Here is a 21,827-nt window from a genome sequence, read left to right as displayed (position 1 = left end):
CAATGACGTCTGAAAAGACACCGGGGCACCAAGCCCCTGCGCATTCGCTGCCGTCCAGCAGCAGGTTTGCGCAACTCACCCGGCGTTCCATGCTGGGCCTGGGCGGGCTCGCCGTGGTGGGGGCCCCTGTGGGGGCCTGGCCCCGACTTACCGGCGCTGACATTCCGGGCCGCAGCAGCAAGGCCCTGAACATCGCCATTCTGGGAACGGCAGCGGATGCGGCGGGACGCCAGGGCCTGATCCAGGCTTTCACCGCCGCCCATCCCGACATCCCAGTGCGGCTGCAGGCGATTCAGGGTGCGGACTGGAAGGACTTCTTTTCCAAGATCCTGACCATGGTGGCCGCGGGCACGCCCCCGGATGTGGTCTATGTCGCCACCGAAGGCGCCCAGTTGTTCGCCGACAAGCTGGCCGAGCCTCTGGATGGATATGTCCGCCGGGACGCCGCGGCGATGAGCGACTACTTTAACGACGTTCATCCGAGCCTGCTGGAAGCCTTCATGTACCAGGGAAGCCTGTACCAGCTTCCCCTGGACTGGAACGCGGCGAACATGTACCTGAATACCACCACCTTCGCGCAGGCCGGCCTTGACCGGCCGAGGGACGACTGGACCAAGGACGACTTCAGCGCCACACTGCGAGCCCTGCGCAAGGCCCGGCCGGCTGACTTCACCCCGTACTACTGGACCAACCGGCTTTTCGGCGGGGTTGTCCCGTGGCTTTACGCCAATGACACCAGCTTCCTGTCCGAAACAAAGGCTCCCGGCGGGGACTGGCTTTGGGACCGCTTCTACCCGAGCGATCCTGCCCGTGGGACCCGCGGCGGCGGGTACCAGTGGCTGGCCCCCAACGCCGAGGACGGGCGGGTGGTCGAGACCTTCGACTATCTGCGTGAACTGGTAGCCGAAGGGCTTGGCGTGCGGCCCGAATCCGGGGGCGGCAACGCCCTGGTGGGCCTGTTCGGCAACAACCGCATCGGCACGACGCCGGCCGGTGGCTATTGGGCGCAGGGCCTGCACGAGGCCGGGATGACCGCCGATCAGTTCGACGTGCAGTTCTTCCCGCGCTGGCGGACCCAGCGGCACCAGTTCGGCGCTGCCGGCTACGCGATCATGCGCACTGCGAAAGACAAGGACGCGGCCTGGGAATGGGTGAAGTTCTGCTCCAGCCGCGAAGCGATGCAACTGGCCATTCCCAAACCGAACACCACCCCCACACGCCGTTCGATGGTCAACGAGTCCTTCTACGCCGCCACCGGGCCGCGGCACTGGAAAGTCTTCTACGACACCCTGGACAGGTTCCCCACCTCCGGTCCGATCCCCGCCCCACCGCAGCAGGCGGCCGTCGAAACTGCCCTGATGAAGAACGTCTCCACCGCGGTCAGCGGCAGCTCCGCCGATGTACGGACAGCGATGGGCAACCTTCAACGTGACCTCGAACTGGCCCTGAGGAGGAATTCATGACCACCACGTCCACCGTCCCGCGGCCAACCATGAAGCCACCGGCCGTGCGCCGGTCCTTTGTCGAGCGGCGGCTTGCAAGGATTTTCCTTGCTCCTACGGTGATCGGGATGGCCCTTTTCACCTTCCTGCCGATCATTGCTTCGCTGGTCCTGGCTTTCTTCCGCTGGGACATCATTTCGGCACCACAGTTCGTCGGTTTCGCCAATTTCGCCTCACTGGCACAGGACCCCACCGTCCGCGTGTCCTTCCTGAACACCATCGGGTTTGTGATTGTGGCGGTAGTCCTTCAACTGGGCATCGCCCTTGGCCTGGCCTCCATGCTTCAGGCCAGGATGCCGTCCTGGCTGAGGGTATTCCTCCGTTCCACCTTCTTCTTTCCCCTGGTCCTGTCCGCCGCGTCGGTGTCCATCTTCATGCGGTACATGTTCAACGAACAATTCGGCGTGGTGAATTGGCTCCTGTCACTCGTCGGGATCCCCGCTGTGCCGTGGCTGACAAGCCCCGCGGCGTCCGCCGCCGTCGTCGTCCTGGTCTACTTGTGGCAGAACTTCGGGTTCTCTTTCCTGCTCTTCCTTGGCGCCCTCACCAATATCCCGAAAGAACTGCATGAAGCAGCGAACCTGGATGGTGCCACGGGCTGGAAACAGTTCAGCAACGTGACCCTTCCGCTGATCAGCCCGACGGTGCTCGTGGCGTCCGTCATGGCCATCATCAGCGCCCTGCAGGTCTTCGACCAGCCCTATGTCCTGACCAACGGCGGCCCCGGCGACTCCACCCGGACCGCCGTCATGGTCATCTTCGAATCCGCCTTCCAGCAACTGGAGTTCGGCAAAGCCTCCGCCATCGGCCTGGTACTCACCGTGCTGATCCTTGCCGTCACCGCCCTGCAATTCCGCCTTAGCCGCCGCTTCGTCTTCTACCAGTGAGGTCCCCCATGTCCAGCCAGACCCTGCACACCGGGACCGGCTTGCCTTCCGGTTCCACCGCCGAACCGCCCGCGACCCGTACGCCCCGCCGCTTGCCCTCAGCCAGCACTGTCGGCAGATACGCCGCCTTGGCCGTGGCAGCGGCGCTGACCCTCGGCCCTGTCCTGTGGACCTTGTCCACGTCGCTGCGAACGCCGTCGGAATCGTTCAACCTGCCGCCCTCCATCCTGCCCATCAACCCTGACGTCACCGCCTACCAGGATGTGTTCAAGCAGATCAACGTCGGCCTCCTGGTCCTGAACAGCGCCCTGGTGACCGGCCTGATCGCACTTGGCCAGATGGCGTCGGCCACCCTGGCCGGCTACGCCTTCGCCCGCCTGGACTTCCGCGGTAAGAACGCCATCTTCTCGCTGGTGCTGGCCACCATGATGGTCCCGGTGCAGGTCACCATCGTCCCGGTGTTCATGCTGATCCGTGGAATGGGCCTGTCCGACACCCTGCTGGCCCTGATCCTTCCGGCCATTCCCACAGCATTCGGCACCTTCCTGATGCGCCAGTACTTCCTTGGCCTGCCGAACGACTTCGCCGAAGCAGCAGCCCTGGACGGTGCCGGGCCGTGGCGGATCTTCCGTTTGGTCTACGTCCCCCTGGCGGTCCCCGGCATGGCGATCGTCGGGATCCTCGCCTTCAACTTCCATTGGAACGAGTTCTTCCGGCCACTGATCCTCACCATCAGCGAACAGAATTTCACCCTTCCCCTCGGCCTGGTCACGCTCCAGGGCAACCTCGGCACCGGCAGCATCTCGGTGGTCCTCGCCGGCGTGATCCTGTCCATGCTGCCGGCTCTGGTCGTCTTCATCTTCGGCCAACGAACCCTGCGAGAAGGCCTCACCGCCGGCGCCAGCAAGTAGCGGTGCTGTAGGAAAGAAACACGCCCACGCAGTGGGGTGCATCATCTCGGGACGGCACGGCGAGCACCGCGGCGGCCCGGCCACAGCCCGCGACAGAACCCTCAGAGCGACGAGAATCAAGCTCCGTTTAGACGTTAAAGGCACGCGGAGCTCGTCGTTTAGCTCCATCACAGGCGTCCTAGACTACCCGCCGCTGTTCGGCACGCGGGGCGCGCTTCGACGACGGCGCTGAGGAGAGTGCCGCCGCCAAAGTTCCGTCTGCGCCAAGGCTGGCTTAGTCGACTGTGGAAAGCCTGTACAGGACCACCTGATCGGGGTGGATTCTTGGTGAGGCGACGCCCACCTTTTCCAGTGAACTGCCTGCGAACACAGCGCCCGGAAAAGTCACGTCGTCCTGGACGGTCGCCCGCAGGGACGTCCGCGCAATGGGCACTCCGGCGGACGTTGGTTGGCCCCACCATTCCGGCGGCACCAGTCCGGATGGGGTGGGTCCGGTAAAGACCGGCGCCACCTTATACCTCACTGTCGGGTCGAGTCCGCGGAAGCGGAGGCGCCCGGCCGGGTCCGGGTAGAGGCTGTCCAAGGCGGCTTGCGCGAACATCGCTTCCGAGCGATCCGGACTGACGACTCCATGAATAAACACCTGGGAATCGGGGCCGTCCATGCGGATCACGTCGCCGGTGAGCAGCAGTGCACGTTCGTGTTTGTAGAAGGAGATCCACCGGCGCAGGTGGTCGAGTTCCTCGTCGGTGGCGATGGTAAGGTCCCACTCAACACCGAGGTGCCCGAAGACGGCGGTGCCGGCGCGGAACGCAAGGTCGTGTTGGCGGCCGGTGGTGTGGGAACGGCCTGATGCAATGTGTGATCCCAGGTATTCGGGCGGCAACAGCTGCGTGGTCCAGCGGAGCATTGTCTGCCGGTCGTGGGGATCGATGTTGTCAGACACCCAGACCCTGTCAGTGTGCTCGAGTACGCCGAGGTCTATGCGCGCTCCTCCCGAGGAGCATGATTCAATCTCCAGGTCGGGGTGTTCCGAACGGATCTCCTCCAGCAGCGCATAGAACGCCAAGGTCTGCCGGTGAACACCCGGACGGCCACCCTCCAGCTGGTTTCCAGCCTCAATGAGGTCCCGGTTGTGGTCCCATTTGATGTAGTCCAGCTTGTATTCGGCGAGGAGCGCGAGGATCTGCTTCTTGACGTGCTCGTACGCCTCTGGGATTCCGAGGTTGAGGACCTGCTGGTTGCGTGATTCCATGGGCCAGTCGGAGCGGGCCGCCATGATCCACTCCGGGTGGTCGCGGGCCACATCACTGTCCGGGTTGACCATCTCGGGTTCGAACCATAGTCCGAACTGCATTCCACGTGCGTGGACGCGGTCCACCAGCGGGTGGAGCCCGGCCGGCCACACGTCCGGGGAGACGACCCAGTCCCCCAACCCCGAGGTGTCGTCGCGCCTCGAACCGAACCAGCCGTCGTCGAGCACGAAGCGCTCAACGCCGGCGGCAGCTGCATGTTCCGCCAGGTCGAGGAGTTTTCTTCTTCATGGTCGAAGTAGACTGCCTCCCACACGTTCAGGGTCACGGGGCGATCGGCGGAGACCGGAGAAGTGCGGCTCCGCACATGGGCATGGAAACGCTTGGCGACGGCGTCAAGGCCGGTCCCGTAGGAGGCGTAAACCCAGGGGCACTGATAGGTATCTCCAGGGCCCAGCCGGACCTCGCCCGGAAGAAGCAGTTCCCCGCCACCGAGCAGCTGGTCGCCAAAAAAGCGCTCCGCATAATGCAGGTGGTTTCCGCTCCAGGCCGTGTGCACCGCCCAGACCTCGCCGTGGCCGAAGCCGAATCCGGGAGTTCCGGCGTGCAGGATGAAGGCGCTGTCAGACCCGGTCCGGCCCTTTCGGTTCTCACGCAGGTGCGTCCCTGTGCGCAGGGTTCCGCGCTGTGAAACCCGTTCAAAGTTGTGGCTGCCCGCGAAATCGAGCAGTTCCGTTGCCTCAGCGGGAATAGGGAAGGCCACGGAGACCTCGTCGACCGCATACGTTTTCTCGTGCAAATTGGTCAGTTTCGCCCGGCTGCGCATCAGGCCGCCGGGAAGCAGGTCCAATGTCAGGTCAAGGCGCAACCGTTGCGCGTCGTCGATTGCGCCGACCAGCACGCGACCTGCTCCGGCGGGTGCGAACCCGGTCACTGGTGCGCCATCGAGGGTCACTGTGTGTACCTTGAATTTCGGTGACCAGCCCACACCGTCGAAGGACCCGCGTAGTCCTGGGCGCCCCATCCAGCCTGAGTCCTGTCCGGGCAGGAGGCCGGGCCGGGGCGGGACGTCGATGGTACTCGACCCTGCGACGGGCGTACTGGCGCCCACCAGTGTCCGGGCCTCTTCGGCAGTCAGCACCGGCAGTTGTTCGCCCCAGTGCACGATAGCGGGCAATTGGCCGTCCCTGGCGTCCAGGACCACGGACACTCCACCCGCTGTCAGATGCAGGATCGCTCCAGGGTGGCGGGCGGGCATGGAAGTCCTCATGGGTTCGTGGGCGACGGGACGATGGCCAGGGCTCCCCGTTCGGGATCCCAGTGCACCGGCAAGGGGTCGGACACGATGCCGTCGAACGTGCCGTCGCTGTTGGCGTCATGGCAGGCCATCATGAACCATTGTCCGGACCGGTCCTGGACCAGCTTTCCGCTGTAGAGCGGCGCGGTAGTGACGACAGCGGCGGAAGCGATATCGAAGGGACCACTGGGCTGGCGGGTTTCGAGGCTCCAGATGCCGCCGCCGTCGAACCCCTCAGCCTTCCCGGCGGAAAGTGTCTCCACGCCGCACGAGAACACGAGGAGGTTCCTGCCGTCAAGCACCAGGGTCTGGGGAACCTCGAGGTGCCCGAAGCCGGCGCCGGGCCGGCTGAGGGGTGGCCTGACTTCCCAGGAGGAGAGATCGGGTGAGACTGCGTGTCCGATGACGCCTCGGTTGTCATCCTCACCTTCATTCGCGCGGGCGGTGATCAGCATGTGCCAGCCGTCGCCGTCCGGGTCGGCGAAGACCCAGGGGTCCCGCCATGCCTCTTCCGGCCAGCTGCTGTCCCCGTATCGTTCGTACCAGCGGCCGTCCGCTTCAATCACGACGGCGGGTTGCTTGGTCCAGGTGTAGAGGTCCGGGGACGTTGCAACACCGATGGCCTCGATGTTGTGGGTGTCGTAGAAGCGGGCGCCGGTGTAGAACATCCGCCACATCCCGTCCGGGCCCTGGACCACGCTGCCCGTCCAGGTGGACGTTGCGTCGAACGCCTCCGGATCATCTGGCTGCAGGACCACGCCTTGGGGTTCCCACGTGACCAGGTCCTTTGAGGTCGCGTGGCCGATCCGGGCATTGCGGTGCCGCAGTGCCGGGTCTCCCAGGCTCTTGGGGGCGTGGAGGTAGTACATGTGGAACGTGGCGCCGTCGTCGGCGATCCAGAAGTCCCACACCCATGAGTCTTTGAGGCTGAAGGCCAAGGTAATGCATCCATTCTGTTCGTTGAGGTGGGCCGGTGAAGTCGACGCGGTGCGTCAGCCCTTGATGGCGGAGCTGCTGATACTGGCGACGAACCATCGCTGGAAGATCAGGAAGACTGCCAGCACCGGGACGATAAACATCGTGCCGAACGCCAGTACCTGGCCCCATTCGGGAGGCTGCTGGTTTTGGAAGATGCTTATCGCCAACGGCAGTGGCCGGACGGTCGGGTCTGAGACCATCAGGACTGGCCACAGGTACGAGCCCCACTGGGCGAGAAACGTCAGGATGGCCACTGTGGCGAATGCCGGCTTGGTGATCGGGACGATGACTTGGAAGAACGTCCTGAGAGGCCCGGCTCCGTCCAGCCTCGCGGCCTCTTCGATCTCGCCTGGGACGTCCAGGAAGAACGTGTAGAAGAGAAAATCGAGAACGCGTTGGCTATGAACGGAATCGCCTGGATGATGACAGTGTCCCGCTGTCCCGAAAACATGTAGTACAAGGGAAGAGCGACGGCTTCGAACGGGATGATGGTCAGGATGATCACCAGCAGGAACAGCACCTTCTTGCCGCGCCATTTCATCCTCGCGAACGAGTAGGCCGCCATGGAATTCACGATCAGGCTGCCGGCAACCACGGCCGTGGTGACGACGATCGAAACAAGCGCGAACTGGACGAAGTGGCCGGTGGCATCTGAACTGAGGTGGTCGAAAACGCCGGCGTAGTTGGCGAAGGACAAGTTGGTTGGCACGAAGCCGCTCAGGCCGCTCAGAACCTCTGAGGATGGCCGGAAGCTGCCAACAATCAGGTAGTAGACGGGCAGGAAGAAGAACAGCGCGACAACCGTCAGGATCAGGTAATGGAGTGCTGTTTGCCAGCGGCGGGTACGTTTCACGCTGCTGGATCGCCGGGTCCGCTCCATAGTCTTGGACATCGTCATCAGACCCCTCCCCGCTGGCGCACGGCGGCGCGTTGGATGATTGCGATCACGGTGATGATCAGCATGAAAATGACAGTCATGGCAGCGGCTTGGCCCACGTTGTTGTTATCGAATCCTGTGTTGATGATTTGCGTCATGACGGTCTCGGTGGAAGCACGGTCAACGCTGCCGGAACGGCTCAGCAGGTAGACCTGGTCGAACAGCCTGAACGAAAAGATGGTGGTGATGAGTGCAACGAAGATCAGGGTGTTGCGTATGCCGGGAACAGTGACGTTAAGGAACTGCTGCCACTTGCTTGCCCTGTCCAGCGATGCGGCTTCGTAGAGTTCGGCAGGAACGCTCTGCAGGGCCGCCAGGACAATGATCATTTGGAAACTTACGCTCTGCCAGATCGACATGACAATGATGGAAGCGAGCGCTGTGGAGGGGCTGCCGAGCCAGTCGTGGCTGGACAAAGCGCCGCCACTGATCAGCCCCAGGATGGAGTTCAGGAGCCCCTCGTCGCCGCGGGAGTAGATCAGCCGCCAGATCACGGCGGTCAGTGCCAGCGGGAAGACCAATGGCATGAAGATGAAGGTCCTGAAGACCACCATGCCGCGCAGCTTGCGGTTGACCAGGACGGCCAGGGCCAAGGCCAGAACCGTCTGCACCGGAACAACAATGACGGCGAAGGTGAAGTTGTTCAGCAGTGCATGGCCGAAGGCTGCGGACAGGTCAGGATCGCTAAACAGGCGTGTGTACTGTTCAAATCCTACGAACCGTGCGGGCCGCGGGCTGTTGAGCTGCACCCGGTAGAAGGACAGGACGATCGCGAGCACAAACGGCGCCACGAGGAAGATGGCAAGGCCGATCAGGGCCGGGCTGGCGAACAGTGGACCCGCGAACCGGTGGCCGGTAAGACTGCCGGATGACTTTCGCTTGGCCGGCGCCGCTGCGGGGGCCGGGATATTTCGGGTTTCAGTGGTCATGATGGAGGCTTTCGCTGGGAGCGAGTCCGGCGGGTCCGGCCACCCTGAAGTGGGGCGGCCGGACTGCTGCGGAGGTCTATTTCTTGTAACCGTCGTTGTCGGCGAAGTTCTGGTCGATGGCGCGGGCCGCGGCGCTCAAGGCTTCCTTGGCGTCCTTGCCTGAGTAGATGGCGGCTTCTGCTTTACCGACCTGGTCCGTCACGATGGGGTAGCCGGCGGTCACCGGCCGGGTGACGCTGACACACGTCTCGGTGATCTGGTCTTCGGGACCGCAGGCCTTGCCCAACTGGTTGCCAAGCAATTCCAGTTTCTTGCCGGGACCGTAGAGGCTCGAAGCTGCCAAAGCCGTTTTGGTCGCCGGGGGAGCTCCGTTGGCGTCGGTGTAGATGCGGACGCTTTCGTCGGACATCAGGAAGTCCAGGAACTTCCCGGACGCGGCGCCGTTCTTGGTGGAGGCGCCCATGCCCCACGCGAAAGTACCCGACGCAGTCTTGGTTCCTTTCCCGAAATTAGGCAACGGAATTGACACCAGATCGCTGCCCAGGGTTTTGTAGGTGGGATACGTCCAGTGGCCCACCCAACTCAGCGCAACCCGGCCGTTCGGGAACGCCAGGCCGTCAGCATTCGGATCCGTGTATTTTTTCCACGATGCGAACGTCGTCAGTGACTTGACGTTGGCATCGGAATCCAACGCACCGGCTGCCTTGTTGTCCTTGAGCATCGTGCCACCACCTGACCAGATGACCGGCCCGGCAGAACAGCACGTTCCCCACTCCCCAGCGAAGCCATACTGTTCAGACAGGTCCAGCGGCTTTCCCCCTGGGACGACGGCAGCGAGCTTATCCAGGACCCCGGTGAACTCCTCAGCTGTCCAAGCCTTCTCGGGCGTGGTCGGGTACGCGACGCCCGCAGCATCAAGGAGTTTCTTGTTGCCCCACAGGGCGAGGCCTGCATTCATCATGCCAACGCCGTACACAGCACCGTCAACAGTGTTCTGCGCCTTGATGGAGTCCGTCTGATTGGAGAGTGACTCTTGGGAGACGGAGCCCGTCAAGGGTGCCATCTTGCCGTTGTACACGAAACTGGCCAATGTGGGCCCGTCGAAGTCGAGTACATCCGGCAGGTCGCCCGGGGCCGCCGAGTTGACTGCTTTGGTGTACTGGTCCGAGGGGAACAGCTTGAGATTTACCTTGATCTTGTTCTGGGACGTTTCGAAGTTGGCGATGATCTTCTTCAACGCGTCATTCTCGGCCGCCTGGCCATCTACGGCCCAGACGTTGATCGTGCCCTCACCGGACCCGGCTTGGACGGATGGGCCGGCGTTGCCGGCATCCGGTCCACCGCAGCCGGCCAATGTCAGTGCCGCCACGGAAACTGCAGCCGTGGCTGCAATGGTCCGTACCCCGCGACGGGATTTTGAAATGGTCATCATCATTGATTCCTCTGGGAAATATGGAACTTATGGAAGCGTTTCGATGCCTGGATATCGTCAGGCGGGGCATGAGGAGGGTCACTTCTCACTGCTGCAAATGCAGTCTACGCGGGTAGACTAGTGTCCGCAAGAGATAGTTTTTTCCCTCAAATAAGGTGGATTTGGTCCTTTGCTACTGAGTCCACCCGGGTAGACTCAATCAAACAATGAGGTGAAAGGTGTTCTTGATGGCAAGCATGCAGATAGGTTCCGGAAAAGTCACACGGACTGACGTTGCCCGATATGCGGGCGTCAGCACCGCCGTCGTCAGTTATGTGATCAATGGCGGACCCAAGCCGGTTGCGGCAGCCACAGCCGAACGCGTCCGGGAAGCCATCAGGGCACTTCAGTACCAGCCCAACGCAACCGCCCGCGCCCTGACCATGGGCTCCGCCCGCCTGTTGGGGATCATTGTCCCGGACAGCACCAACCCGTACTTCGCCGAACTGACGGATACCATCGCACAGGCGGCGGCGGCCCGCGGCTACGCCCTCCTCACGGCAAACTCCCGGACCGACGCCGAGACCGAGCGACAGAATACGGTCAATCTCGTATCCCGCCAGGTTGACGCGATCATCCTCGCAACAGTCCTGCCACCGAGCGAGGTCGCGGCAATGCAGGTCCAGGGTATTCGCCGCGTGCTTATCGACCAGTCCAGCATCGTCCATGGCATACCAATCATCAGTACCGACTTTGAGCAGGGAGCCACCATCGGCGTCAAGCACCTGATCGGTCACGGGCATCAAGACATCGGCATATTGGTGGGCAGGGATATTGATCCTGCGCGCCCGGACCCGCGGCAGAATGGCTGGAAGAAGGCCCTTGCCGAGGCAGGCCTGCCGGAGGGGCCGGCCGAACTCACCGACTTCACCCGCCAGGGCGGATATGAAGCAACCCGCCGCCTGCTGGCACTGCCGAAACCGCCCACAGCGATCTTTGCAAGCTCCGACCTTCTTGCCGTGGGCGCACTGCGGGCCATTCACGAGGCCAACCTGTCCATACCGGACGATATTGCCGTCGTTTCGTTCGATGGGACATCCGAATCGGAATTCAGCTGGCCGCAGCTGACCACTGTGCGCCAGCCCATCGACCGGATTGCCGAGCGGGTGCTTGCGGCCGCATTGTCAACGGAAGAACCCGCCGGCGGGATCGAGCTACTCGCCACCGAACTCATTGTTCGCAGATCATGCGGCTGCTGACCCTGGAGCCCAGGTAGCTTTCCTTCAGCTTCCTTCGTTTTTTGCCCTTCTGATTCTCATGGGAATATATCCTGAGCGCACTCAGTTATGAGTGTAGTCACCAACGTGCGGACGCATTGGCAGGTCTTAGCGTCCACGTCGCCCGAACTGTGGCTGGACGGCGGTGATGCTCTGATACATCGAACGCAAAGGACTACCCCGTGACCTTTTCCGCCCTGTGGCAACCACTTACCCTTGGCCGCCTTGACCTCTCCCATCGGCTGGCGCTGGCACCCATGACCAGAAACCGCTCCAGCCCTGATGGCGCGCCGGGTGACTTAGCGGCCGAGTACTACGGGCAGCGCGCCTCCTTGGGATTGATCATTACCGAGGGCACGCAGCCGTCGGCAGACGGACAGGGCTATGCCAACACACCGGGGATCTACACACCCGAGCATGTCGAGGGCTGGCGAGGCGTCACCGAAGCAGTTCACGCCCGCGGCGGGGCGGTGTTCATCCAACTCATGCATGCGGGCCGCATGTCCCACCCGGACAACACTCCTCACCACCGTCAGCCCGTGGCGCCCTCGGCGATCTCCGCAGGCCAGGATATTCTCACGCCGACCGGACCCCAGAAAACGCCGACACCCAGGTCGTTGAGCGTTGAAGAAATCCATGCCACCGTGGCTGACTTCCGCCACGCGGCAGCATCGGCCATCGCCGCCGGCGCCGACGGAGTTGAAATCCATGGAGCGAACGGTTATCTCCTCCACCAGTTCCTCTCCCCCAACGCAAACCACCGCACCGACGCGTACGGCGGATCAATAGAAAACCGGTCGAGGTTCGTGATCGAACTCGCCCAGGCCCTGGCCGATGAAATCGGCGCAGACAGGATAGGTATCCGCCTCTCCCCCGCCATGCCACTGGGTGGAATCAACGAGGGCGACACCGAGAGGGTGCGCGCCCAGTACCGGCACCTGGTAGCCGAGCTCGCGACCCTGAACCTGGCATACCTGCACCTTCACCATGTAGGCGACGACGAACTGCTCCGCTCCCTCAGGAACATATGGCCGACGGCGGTGCTCGTCGTCCGCTACGGACGCAACCGAGAGCAGATAGCCGACGACGTTGCGGCCGGCCTTGCGGACGTGGCCCCATTGGGCCGTTTCGCACTGGCCAATCCCGACATCGTTGAGCGCCTGCGCTCAAACGCTCCGTTGAATCCGGTCGATCCCAGCACCCTTTACGGCGGCGGTGCAGCCGGGTACACCGACTATCCGGCCCTTGCCAACGCCTAACCCCACACCATTCACGCCAACCGGCACGGATGAACATCAACACAAGAAAGTCACGAAATGAACTCGCTTAATGAAGCAGTCGTCCTCGTCACCGGTGCGAACGGCGGCATCGGAACCCACTTCGTCCACGCAGCCCTCGCACGCGGCGCCAGCAAGGTTTACGCCACCGCCCGCACCCCCGCACCTGGGAGGACGGACGCATCGTCCCACTGACCCTTGACATCACTGACCCGGCCTCCATACGGGCCGCCGTCGAGGCTGCGGGCGACGTCACAGTATTGATCAACAACGCTGGAGCGTCCGTTGCAACCCCCGGCATCCTGACCCACACCGACGCCGAGATCCGGACCAATGTGGAGACGAACTTCCTCGGGCCGCTCTTCCTCGCCCGCGCGTTCGCGCCGATCCTGGCAGCGAAGGGGAAATCCGCGATCATCGACATCCACTCCGCCATGAGCTGGTACGCCGTCGGCGGCATCTACAGCGCCACCAAGGCCGCCCTCTGGTCTGCCACCAACTCGTTGCGCCTGGAACTCGCACCGGAAGGGGTGCACGTGGTCGGAGTCCACGTGGGCTACGTCGATACGGCCATGGCCGCGCACTCCACCGACCCCAAGATGGACCCGGCCGATTTGGTCACCGCGGTATTGGATGCCGTCGAAGCCGGTGAGTACGAGGTCCTCGCCGACGAGACGTCCGTGCAACTCAAGGCCGGCCTCAGCGCCCCCATCGAGGCGCTTTATCCCCAACTTGCGTCCGGGAAGTCTTAGTAATTGATCCGCCGTGGTGATGGGCACCATCACCACGGCGGATCTTTGAATGTTTGACTTTTAACTGAGCGTACTCATAATTGATTATAGTCATCTAAAGAAGGAGCATCGCGGCATGCGGGCATTCGTCATTACCAAGTACAAGGAACCCCTCCACGAAGCCGAGGTAGCTGAGCCTGTCGTCGGCGAACGGGACGTGCTGGTCCAGGTGCAGGCGGCCGGCCTGAACCAACTCGACGAGAAGATCCGCCTTGGGGAGTTCAAGCAGATCCTTCCCTACAAACTCAAGCTGATCCTTGGCAACGACGTCGCGGGGACCGTGCTGCGAGTCGGGTCAAAGGTCACGGGATTCAAGCCCGGCGACGAGGTCTACGCCCGTCCACACCAGGATCGCATCGGGACGTTCGCCGAACGCATTGCCGTCGCGGAGGAAGACCTTGCACTCAAGCCCGTGTCCGCCAGCATGGCGGAGGCAGGCTCGCTCCCCCTGGTAGCCCTCACGGCATGGCAGGCACTCGTGGAGCGCGGCCATGTCCAGCCAGGACAGAAAGTCCTCATTCACGCCGGCGCAGGCGGAGTCGGTTCCATCGCCATCCAGCTCGCCAAACATCTCGGCGCGACCGTTGCAACCACAGCCAGCAGCTCCAACGCCGGTTTCGTACGGGACCTCGGTGCTGACATCGTTATCGACTACCGCACCGAGGATTTCGAGCAGCTTCTGAGTGGCTACGATCTGGTGCTCGACAGCCTCGGAGGGCAGAACCTGCAGAAATCACTGCGCATCCTCAAGCCCGGCGGAAAGGCGATCGGAATTGCAGGACCGCCCGATCCGGCCTTCGCCCACGAAGCCGGCCTCAACCCCTGCTGCGCCTGGCGATCACCGGCCTCAGCAGCAAGATTCGGAGGCAAGCCAGGAAGCTCGGCGTCAGCTATGAATTCCTCTTCATGCGCGCCAACGGAAACCAGCTGCGGCAGATCAGCAAACTGGTGGACTCTGGAGTATTGCGCCCCGTCGTCGGGAAAGTTTCCCCCTTCGACCAGGCGCCGGAGGCACTGGAATCCCTGGCGGCGGGAGGCTTCCGGGGCAAAGCAGTACTCACCCTCACCACGTGACCCAGCGCCAGCCACTCAAACCAAGATCCAGGAGAAACACCGCCATGGAAGACACCAGTCCCCCGAACGAGCCCGTTGTCACCTCATACGCCCAGGCACCCGCCAGGACCATCACCGCAGGAGGCGTCAGTTACGCCTACCGCGAGCTTGGGCCAAAAGGCGGCATTCCCGTCGTGTTCTTCGTTCATCTGGCAGGCACCCTTGATAACTGGGACCCCCGCATCATCGATCCCATCGCCAGGAACCGCCACGTCATCACCTTCGACCAGCCCGGCGTCGGCGCTTCCAGCGGACACGTCCCTGGCAGCATCGAAGAAATGGCCGACGACGCTTACACCTTCATCCAGGCCCTCGGATTCAACACGATTGATGTCTTCTCCTTCTCACTGGGCGGCATGGTCGCCCAGGACCTGGTCACCAAACATCCCGATCTTGTCCGCAAGCTCGTGCTGACCGGAACCGGTCCGCGGGGCGGTAAGGACATCGACAAGGTCGTGGGCACCACCTACTGGGACATACTGCGGGCGGCACTGACCCGGTCCGACCCCAAGGAATTCCTCTTCTTCAACCGCAACACCGCCGGCAAGACCGCCGCAAAGGCGTTTGTCCAACGGCTTCAGGAAAGAACGAATCATCGTGACAAACCAATCAGCCCCCGCGCCTTCCAGACGCAGCTGAGCGCAATCCGGAAGTACGGCCGGTCGGCCCCGTCCGACCTGTCCACCCTCACCCAACCCACCCTCATCGCCAACGGCGACAACGACCGCATGGTGCCCTCCAAGCTCTCCGACGAACTGCACCAACGCATCAAGGGATCCCAACTGATCATCTACCCCGACTCGGGCCACGGTGGTATCTTCCAGTACCACGCCAAGTTCACACCCGCCGTCGTCGAATTCCTCTCCCCTGACCACAACACCCGCGAATGTAGGCCCTAATGGGCGCCCCACCGAGCACAACCCCGGCATCTGGCCCGCAACCACAGGCATGGAGACCGCCATCCCGGCGGACTGGAAGATCGACGGCATCGCGGAAGTCACGCGGACCGTAGGAAACAGACTTGTGCCCGCCTTGGTTGGCACCCGGACGCTGAAGGAACTGCGAAACCAGTCCTTCATGCCTTGGATCGCGAAAAATGTGGATACCCCCGACGTGGCCCATGACAACCCGGCAGGCCAGCGGCTTCCACGCATCAATCATCCTGGGATTCGCCGACCCGGCAGCACGCGCCGCATTCTTCACCAGTACCACCGTCCGCAGCCTCTCACCTCACCTGGCGCCAGTGGTCTCCGCCATCCACGCCTACGAAGTTGAAGCAGCACTGACATACGTAAAGGAAGGCGAGATCCTCCCCCGCTTCGAACAGTAAAGACGGCTGCCGGGCAGCCCGGCCCTCCACATATCGAGGATATACTCAATACTGAGTCCAGTCAGTTACGCCCGAGGAGCCATCATGCCCGTCACATCCCCGCCGCTCGGCAGGCGCGAGCGGAACAAACAGGAAAAGCTGGGCCGCATCAAAGACGCAGCCGCAGAGCTGTTTGCTGAGCACGGCGTCGAGGACGTCACCACCCAGCAGATCGCCGACAAAGCCGACATTGGTACCGGAACCCTCTTCCTTTACGCCAAATCCAAAGGCGAACTCCTCCTCCTCGTTCAAAACGCCCATTATGCCGAGGCCCTACAACGGGGACGGGCTGACGCTGGAGCCATCCAGGATCCCCTGGACGCGGTGATGGCCATCGTGCGGCCGATCGTGGAGTGCAACCGGACCCAGATCGATAACGGACGCTTCTACCTCCGGGAAATGGTCTTCGGCGACCCCACGGAGCCACACCACAACGAAGCCCTCACCATCGTGGCCCAAACCGAGGAGGCCATCGCCGCCATACTGGGCCGCCACACAATGGCTGCTGCCGATGCTGCGACGAAGGCGCGCATCGTCTCGGCGATCATGTTTGTCACCATGGCAGCAAGTGTGAATGCCGGATCGGACGTCGATCCGATCGTGCAGGAAATCAGGACACAAATCGCCCTGCTGATACCCCGCTGAGACGGTCCGAAAATCTTTAGGCACGGGGCTGTGTGAACACATAATAGGAACCTTCGATGTCTCCGGCAGCTGGTGAGTTGATCACCCCAGTTGACGTACACCCAACCTGACGCCAGGAAGTCACTAAGAGGTCCTCATGCGAAGTTTTACTTTGCCTGCAACTAGCGTGGGCTTGCGACAACTCGCAGCCTAGGTTGGTGGGGCGGAACAAGCACACGGCGCACCGGAGATCGGGTCGGCTCCGCACTTAGTGCACGACCCGCGCCAGCCCCACTGTTGCCCCTCGGAGCTCGCTGGTTGCTCCGGCACTGCTCAATCTGGGCCGGACAGGCCCCGCAACCACCACCGGTCCAGAAGAGCCTCTTGCGACTTTTTCGAACCAAAACCAGCAAAGTCATGTCGTCCCCGCTACCCCACAAACCTGCACAGGCCCCTCGGCGGCCAGGCCACAGCCCGGCGAACCAACCCGTCAGGGCGACGAGACCAAGTTTTGTCAACACGTCAAAGCACAAAACCCCTCTGACGAGGGGATCTGCCGTGCCCGAGGTGGGACTCGAACTACATTCCAGCCCTTGCAAACACTGGGATCCTGCGAAAACATGCGGAATCCGGGGCAGTCCGAAGGCTGTTTGGCCCAGTACGAAACGAAAAGTGTGGACATTGTCCACACCCCTTGCGGGGGCACCGAAGGACTACCGGGGCACCAGATGCCGGGAAATCTCGGCGGCAGAGTCCAGCAAGGCGATAGTGCCCGCGGCGACTCCAACGACGAGGTCGAAGCCTTCATCTGTGGCGAAGCTGTGCCGGTAACCGTTGATCCAGAGCAGGAGCACCATGAGCGTCCACGCGGTCCGTTTGTTTCCATCAATGAGTGGATGGAACCGGGCGACCGACTCCAACAAGGCTGCCGCCTTCACCGCGAGTTCCGGATAAGCCTCCGCGCCCATGACAGTTGTCGCCGGCCTGGCCAACGCCGAGGCCAACAACCCGACATCACGGATATGAAACCCGTACCGATCGACTACTTGAAGCGCATCCTCAATGTCCAGATACGCTGTCACGCGTCCTCAAGGCGCTTCAGCAACTCAGCATCATGACTCATAACAAAATCGAGGCCCTCACTGATTTCACGCCGGCGCGCGTGGCGCTGCAGAACCAACTCGGCCCCCTGCAACAGAAGCGCGGACTTGGACGTGTGTTCCTCGGCAGCCAACTTCTCCAGCCGCCGATCGAGGTCTTCAGGAACACGGAGATTCATAGCCATACGCCTATGGTACCAAAACGGTACCCGCGTCGCTGCTGGACGCCATGTCGGGTAGACAGACCCTGGACCTCAGTGGCTGATCCGGATCGGACATCGTTTGGAGGCGTCGTGCCTCAGAAAACCCTCTCGGGCATCTATCTAAGACAAAACGCGGCGAGACAACTTTCCAAAACATCAAGACACCTGTCCAGACGCCACTCCAACTGGGCTACTTAGGGCGGAGGCAGTGTCTTGAATAGCTGTTGTTTATCGAGACAACCCTTTTGCCTCGAGCTGCGCTGCGATAAGGTGCGTAGACTCCTTATATGCCTGGCGGAGCAGTCGGCCGCCGCATAGGTTGATTCGTATGGACACCGATACAGCTGGAAAGAGAAGAGACAAGATTTAAGGCCCTGAGGGGCTTGAGCAACGGGTATCCGCCGTTGCTATTCTGTCCGGAGCTTACTCAGGGTTAAGCGGAGAGATTGCATATCAGCTTCCCCCATAGCTGTCAGCCCCAGGACAAAGGCGCACAGATCGGGCACCGATACGGTGCCGCCGTGAGCGTTGAAGACCAGCCACAGTTCCTGCAAACTCACATAACCACTCTTCAACAACTCCGAAGCCTCCTCCCGGATTTCCTCCACAGTCCCCGCCCTTCTTCGCTCGCCCGCGCCTTCTGGACTCCTACACGGAAAATACCCGCATGCAGAGGGCGAGAAACCAGTGGGCCGCCGCTAAAAGAACAGCCGTCGGCGGTCCATGCGTGTGGCACCATGGGTAACAGCTCCAGCAGCGGCGGCAACGGTGAAAGAACCAACGCCGCGCCGAAAGGGCCGGCCGCAACACTCAAGGGGCCATCATGGAAGATCCGCGACTCACAGCGCTAAACCTCATCCAACAGGACAAAAACTACCTGGACGAACTCTGGCTAAAGTACTGGGCCAACGGCGGAAGCGCCGGTTCAGTCGAATTCGAGGGCTACCTGCACGGCCTGACCCAACCGGACAGCTTCGACCTACAGATCCTCCATTGGGCGATCGACGAAGTAAGGGCCGCCGCTCATCCCCACCAATAGGTGCTCATCACGACGACATTGAACGCCGCAAAAAGCCGCCATATATTGCCGAGACTCGCACTTTTTTCGGAGGGCTGCCGGCAACAGGTCGCAGAGCTTCGCGCCTATGGCCCGCACTGACCCCGTCATTGGTCCAAAACGGGTGAAAATTACAGGATGAACTATGCGCACTGACAGGTCGCCCAGCTTGAGGGAATCGTTCTAGCCAGCTGCCCGGCGGGAAACGCTGGCCAGGTTTCTTACCCGGCCTGTTGACTCCTGCTGTGGTGTTTGCGGTCTGTGAGGTAGAGCCGGTGGGCGGTGATGACGATGGTCAGCCAGGCGGCCCCTAGTGTCCAGGCGGCGAGGACGTCGGTGAGCCAGTGGTGGCCGAGGAAGACCCGGCTCAGCCCGATGGTCAGGGCGAACAGGGCTGCAGTGGTGATGGCGAGGGTGCGGGCACGCCTGCTCTTAAGTCTGAGGATGATCAGGTAGGCGACGATACCGGCGATCACGACCGCGTTCAGTGAGTGGCCGCTGGGGAATGAAGCGGAGTGTTCGTACGGCGGGACGGCGTCGGTGAGCGGCGGGCGGGTCCGTCCGATGAGTTGCTTGCCGGCGATCGTCATCAGCAGCGAGCCGGCGCCGGCGATCACGATCAGGATCCCGGGGGTCCAGGACCGGCGCCGGATGGTCAGGACCGCCAGTGCGGTGACGGCGAGGATGGGCATGCCTATCGTTCCGCCGATATCTGTGTAGGCGGTGACGAGTGTGTCCGCTGCCGGGGACCTGATGGATTTGGCGAAATCCAGGACGGGGTGGTCCAGGCCGGCGACGCCGTCGGCTTCCACGACGGCCTCGTAGACTTGCGCGAAGATGGCCGTAAGGGATGCGGCCAGGACCGCCCCGACAAGCAGGGTAAGGATCAGGGCGCCGTGGGGTCCTACTGCCTTGCTGACCCTTCGCACGGCCGAGGCCAGCAGCTGTCCGGCCCGGGTGTCCCACCTTGTGAGGTCCTGGGTTCCTACGAAGCGGTCCTGGTGCAGTTCTCCCTGCACACCGCCAGCTGGTGCGTCCTGGTCAATCACGGGTTGCTCCCTACGCTGCGAAAGTGGGAAATACACGGACGATTCTCCGTCCGTGAGTGACCCGGTGGACGGGAATCGTTGTCTTTGTGGCCTCCGGCCGGGCTTTCAGCCGGCGAGAAGTCCGCCCCCGGAAGGAGGCGGACCTCTGGGTTGATGCCGGGTCAGGCGATGCCAGGGAGCCCGGGTGGGGTTTCCTGGGCGGGATTACCGGTTAGCGGTTGGCGCGGCCGTCGTCGTCGATTTCGATGTTTTCCTTGCGGACCTCTTCGTTGACGGTGTGCTGCTCGGTCACGGTTTCCTTGTCGAGCCGGACGCGTTCGACCGGCACTGCCTCTTTTTCCACCACGGGGCGTTCTTCATGGAGGATGATCTCGTGTTCCTCCTCGCTGATCGCAGGGCCGTCCAGGGCGGCACCGCGGTTGGCGTCCGTGATCGGTTCGCGTTCAATGCGGACCTCTTCACGCTCCACCGGGATGGTCTTGGTGACGTTCTCGGTGACGACGTACTTGCGCAGCCTGGCCCTGCCCGTGGCCTGCTTTTCGGTGCCGACGTGCAGCTGCTCCTCCGAACGGGTCATCGCGTCATCGGTCGTGGGACCAGAAGTGTCATGTCCCACCGCGCCGCGCGCGGTCGTTTCCCTGTTGGTGGTGTCCCGATCGGTGGTGGTGCCGGTGGAGGCGGCACCGCCGGAGCGTTCGTAGTAGGTGTAGAGGCGGTCTTCCTCTTCGGGTTCCAGGTGGCCGTCCGGGGCAACCCGGGGGCGTCCTTGACCTCGTCCTTGGTGTGCGCGACCACGATGTCCTTGCCGTCCTGGGTTGCGGTGTCCAGCGGGACGAAGGACTCATGGGTGCCGAACAGGCCGGTCTTGACGGTAACCCAGGTCGGTTCCGAGGTGTCGTCAGCGGCGTAAATCTGTCCGATGGACCCGATCTTGGTCCCGTCAGAGGCAACGACGTTGCCGCCGGCGGTGGTCAGTGCGGAAAGGTTCTCAGTGCTGATCATGATGTTCTCCTTCTCGTGCTGCGGGTAATTCCGGTTTTAACGGTTGGTGGTGCGGGAGTTACGTGTGTTGCGGGAAAGCAGGATGGCAGGGCGATCATGCCGATTCCCAGGATGAAGTGCAGCCAGTTGTCCGCACTGTTGACCGGGACGAAATTGGCGGCGGAGTCATGGCCGATGATGAGCCCGTAGATCCACAGCACAAAGTAGATGACCCCGCCGTACAGCAGGTAGCTGCGTGCCTGTGGGTGGGTGCGGGACATGAGAATTCCGGCGACGCCGAAGAGCAGGTGGACGATGTTGTGCAGAACCGAGACCTGGAAGATCCCGAGGAGGAGCGCTTCTGAGCCGTGTCCGGCGAAGGATAGCGCGTCATAGTTGCTGGTAATGCCCGGAATGAAGCCGAGGACGCCGACCAGCAGGAAGACAGCGCCTACTGCCTGGGCTGCCCTTTGGAGGGTTGTTTTGGTTCCGGTTGCCCGGTTTGTTGCAGTAGCCAAGTGGTTGCTCCTGTGTAATTGGAATGGTTGGTCCGTTGTTCCTGCCCGTGGCGCGGCACTGGCCCTGTTCGTGTCCGCTGTTCCTTTGACTCATGCGCTGCGCGGCCCTGTTCTGTGCTCCTCAGCTGGCGGATGTGTTGTTCCAGCTGGTGGCGGAACTCGTGGTCGTCCTCTGACTCGTTCCCGGTTCCCTCCTGGACGAGGTTCCCGGCGGCAGAGAGGACATCGCGTCCTTCTCGGGTGAGTTTTAGGTAGGCGCTGCGGCCGTCACGGCCCGGTTCCTTGGTCATAAACCTCATGCTTTGCAGGCGCCGCAGGACCTTCCCGAGGCTTTGCCGGGTCACGCAAAGCAACGCCGCGACG

The 21,827-nt window shown here is 62.5% G+C and carries 19 protein-coding genes and 4 pseudogenes; 11 read left to right on the top strand and 12 right to left on the bottom strand.

The window, feature by feature from the left end; genetic code table 11:
* Positions 1-2 precede the first annotated feature (2 nt).
* The 3 genes from OUO20_RS05930 to OUO20_RS05920 are packed head-to-tail and all read left to right on the top strand — an operon-like array spanning position 3 to position 3,300.
* Positions 3-1,463 (top strand): extracellular solute-binding protein, encoded by a 1,461-nt coding sequence (locus OUO20_RS05930; protein ID WP_268003062.1) that lies wholly within the window; start codon positions 3-5, stop codon positions 1,461-1,463.
* Positions 1,460-2,389 (top strand): carbohydrate ABC transporter permease, encoded by a 930-nt coding sequence (locus OUO20_RS05925; protein ID WP_442781115.1) that lies wholly within the window; start codon positions 1,460-1,462, stop codon positions 2,387-2,389. The genes OUO20_RS05930 and OUO20_RS05925 overlap by 4 nt, the downstream gene beginning before the upstream one ends.
* Before the next feature lie 8 nt (positions 2,390-2,397).
* Positions 2,398-3,300, top strand: coding sequence for a carbohydrate ABC transporter permease (locus OUO20_RS05920; protein WP_268003061.1), 903 nt, complete (start codon positions 2,398-2,400; stop codon positions 3,298-3,300).
* A gap of 274 nt (positions 3,301-3,574) precedes the next feature.
* On the opposite strand, the gene OUO20_RS05915 is transcribed toward OUO20_RS05920, so the two are convergent.
* The 7 genes and pseudogenes from OUO20_RS05915 to OUO20_RS05885 form a co-directional block, all read right to left on the bottom strand.
* Positions 3,575-3,901 (bottom strand): hypothetical protein, encoded by a 327-nt coding sequence (locus OUO20_RS05915; RefSeq protein WP_268003394.1) that lies wholly within the window; start codon positions 3,899-3,901, stop codon positions 3,575-3,577.
* 135 nt (positions 3,902-4,036) lie between these two features.
* Positions 4,037-5,811: pseudogene (locus OUO20_RS05910) on the bottom strand (alpha-galactosidase); the annotation flags it as partial.
* 8 nt (positions 5,812-5,819) lie between these two features.
* Positions 5,820-6,788 carry a family 43 glycosylhydrolase gene (locus OUO20_RS05905; protein ID WP_268003060.1) on the bottom strand — a complete coding sequence of 323 codons (969 nt, stop codon included), beginning with the start codon at positions 6,786-6,788 and terminating at the stop codon, positions 5,820-5,822.
* Between the two features lie 54 nt (positions 6,789-6,842).
* Positions 6,843-7,154, bottom strand: a complete 312-nt coding sequence (locus OUO20_RS05900; RefSeq protein ID WP_268003393.1) for a carbohydrate ABC transporter permease — start codon at positions 7,152-7,154, stop codon at positions 6,843-6,845.
* Positions 7,070-7,708: a carbohydrate ABC transporter permease gene (locus tag OUO20_RS05895; RefSeq protein ID WP_268003490.1), complete on the bottom strand. Its 639-nt coding sequence runs from the start codon at positions 7,706-7,708 to the stop codon at positions 7,070-7,072. Before OUO20_RS05895 ends, OUO20_RS05900 begins: the two co-directional genes overlap by 85 nt.
* 17 nt (positions 7,709-7,725) lie before the next feature.
* On the bottom strand, positions 7,726-8,694 hold the full coding sequence (locus tag OUO20_RS05890) for a carbohydrate ABC transporter permease (protein ID WP_268003059.1): 969 nt from the start codon (positions 8,692-8,694) through the stop codon (positions 7,726-7,728).
* A gap of 76 nt (positions 8,695-8,770) precedes the next feature.
* Positions 8,771-10,129: an extracellular solute-binding protein gene (locus tag OUO20_RS05885; protein WP_268003058.1), complete on the bottom strand. Its 1,359-nt coding sequence runs from the start codon at positions 10,127-10,129 to the stop codon at positions 8,771-8,773.
* Positions 10,130-10,353: 224 nt separating this feature from the next.
* Between OUO20_RS05885 and OUO20_RS05880 the strand changes: the two genes are divergently transcribed.
* The 7 genes and pseudogenes from OUO20_RS05880 to OUO20_RS05850 all read left to right on the top strand — a co-directional run bounded on the left by OUO20_RS05880 (position 10,354) and on the right by OUO20_RS05850 (position 16,577).
* Entirely contained in the window at positions 10,354-11,364 is a 1,011-nt protein-coding gene (locus OUO20_RS05880) for a LacI family DNA-binding transcriptional regulator (protein WP_268003057.1), read from the top strand.
* 200 nt (positions 11,365-11,564) lie between these two features.
* Positions 11,565-12,641 carry an alkene reductase gene (locus tag OUO20_RS05875; protein WP_268003056.1) on the top strand — a complete coding sequence of 359 codons (1,077 nt, stop codon included), beginning with the start codon at positions 11,565-11,567 and terminating at the stop codon, positions 12,639-12,641.
* Between the two features lie 57 nt (positions 12,642-12,698).
* Positions 12,699-13,411 (top strand): annotated as a pseudogene (locus OUO20_RS05870) (SDR family oxidoreductase).
* Between the two features lie 115 nt (positions 13,412-13,526).
* A pseudogene (locus OUO20_RS05865) lies at positions 13,527-14,524 on the top strand (NADP-dependent oxidoreductase).
* Between the two features lie 44 nt (positions 14,525-14,568).
* Positions 14,569-15,462, top strand: a complete 894-nt coding sequence (locus tag OUO20_RS05860) for an alpha/beta fold hydrolase (protein WP_268003055.1) — start codon at positions 14,569-14,571, stop codon at positions 15,460-15,462.
* 221 nt (positions 15,463-15,683) lie between these two features.
* A complete protein-coding gene (locus OUO20_RS05855) occupies positions 15,684-15,893 on the top strand; it encodes a hypothetical protein (RefSeq protein ID WP_268003054.1) in 210 nt (69 codons plus the stop codon).
* Between the two features lie 84 nt (positions 15,894-15,977).
* Complete coding sequence (locus tag OUO20_RS05850) at positions 15,978-16,577, top strand: TetR/AcrR family transcriptional regulator (RefSeq protein WP_268003053.1); 600 nt, start codon at positions 15,978-15,980, stop codon at positions 16,575-16,577.
* Positions 16,578-17,269: 692 nt separating this feature from the next.
* On the opposite strand, the gene OUO20_RS05845 is transcribed toward OUO20_RS05850, so the two are convergent.
* Together OUO20_RS05845 and OUO20_RS05840 are read right to left on the bottom strand one after the other, a co-directional pair.
* On the bottom strand, positions 17,270-17,638 hold the full coding sequence (locus tag OUO20_RS05845) for a type II toxin-antitoxin system death-on-curing family toxin (protein ID WP_268003052.1): 369 nt from the start codon (positions 17,636-17,638) through the stop codon (positions 17,270-17,272).
* Positions 17,635-17,841: a ribbon-helix-helix protein, CopG family gene (locus OUO20_RS05840; RefSeq protein ID WP_240685144.1), complete on the bottom strand. Its 207-nt coding sequence runs from the start codon at positions 17,839-17,841 to the stop codon at positions 17,635-17,637. Before OUO20_RS05840 ends, OUO20_RS05845 begins: the two co-directional genes overlap by 4 nt.
* Before the next feature lie 841 nt (positions 17,842-18,682).
* On the opposite strand from OUO20_RS05840, the gene OUO20_RS05835 reads away from it, so the two are divergent.
* A complete protein-coding gene (locus OUO20_RS05835) occupies positions 18,683-18,898 on the top strand; it encodes a hypothetical protein (RefSeq protein WP_268003051.1) in 216 nt (71 codons plus the stop codon).
* Between the two features lie 239 nt (positions 18,899-19,137).
* On the opposite strand, the gene OUO20_RS05830 is transcribed toward OUO20_RS05835, so the two are convergent.
* The 3 genes and pseudogenes from OUO20_RS05830 to OUO20_RS05820 form a co-directional block, all read right to left on the bottom strand.
* Positions 19,138-19,965, bottom strand: a complete 828-nt coding sequence (locus OUO20_RS05830; protein WP_268003050.1) for a phosphatase PAP2 family protein — start codon at positions 19,963-19,965, stop codon at positions 19,138-19,140.
* A 211-nt stretch (positions 19,966-20,176) separates the two neighbouring features.
* Positions 20,177-20,967: pseudogene (locus OUO20_RS05825) on the bottom strand (YsnF/AvaK domain-containing protein).
* Entirely contained in the window at positions 20,964-21,464 is a 501-nt protein-coding gene (locus OUO20_RS05820; protein WP_268003049.1) for a DUF4383 domain-containing protein, read from the bottom strand. Before OUO20_RS05820 ends, OUO20_RS05825 begins: the two are co-directional and overlap by 4 nt.
* Between the last annotated feature and the right edge of the window lie 363 nt (positions 21,465-21,827).

This window comes from Arthrobacter sp. FX8, assembly GCF_026723805.1.
Lineage (GTDB): Bacteria > Actinomycetota > Actinomycetes > Actinomycetales > Micrococcaceae > Arthrobacter.
Note: the sequence above shows the minus strand (reverse complement) of the source record. Positions and strands in the feature narration are given on the sequence as shown.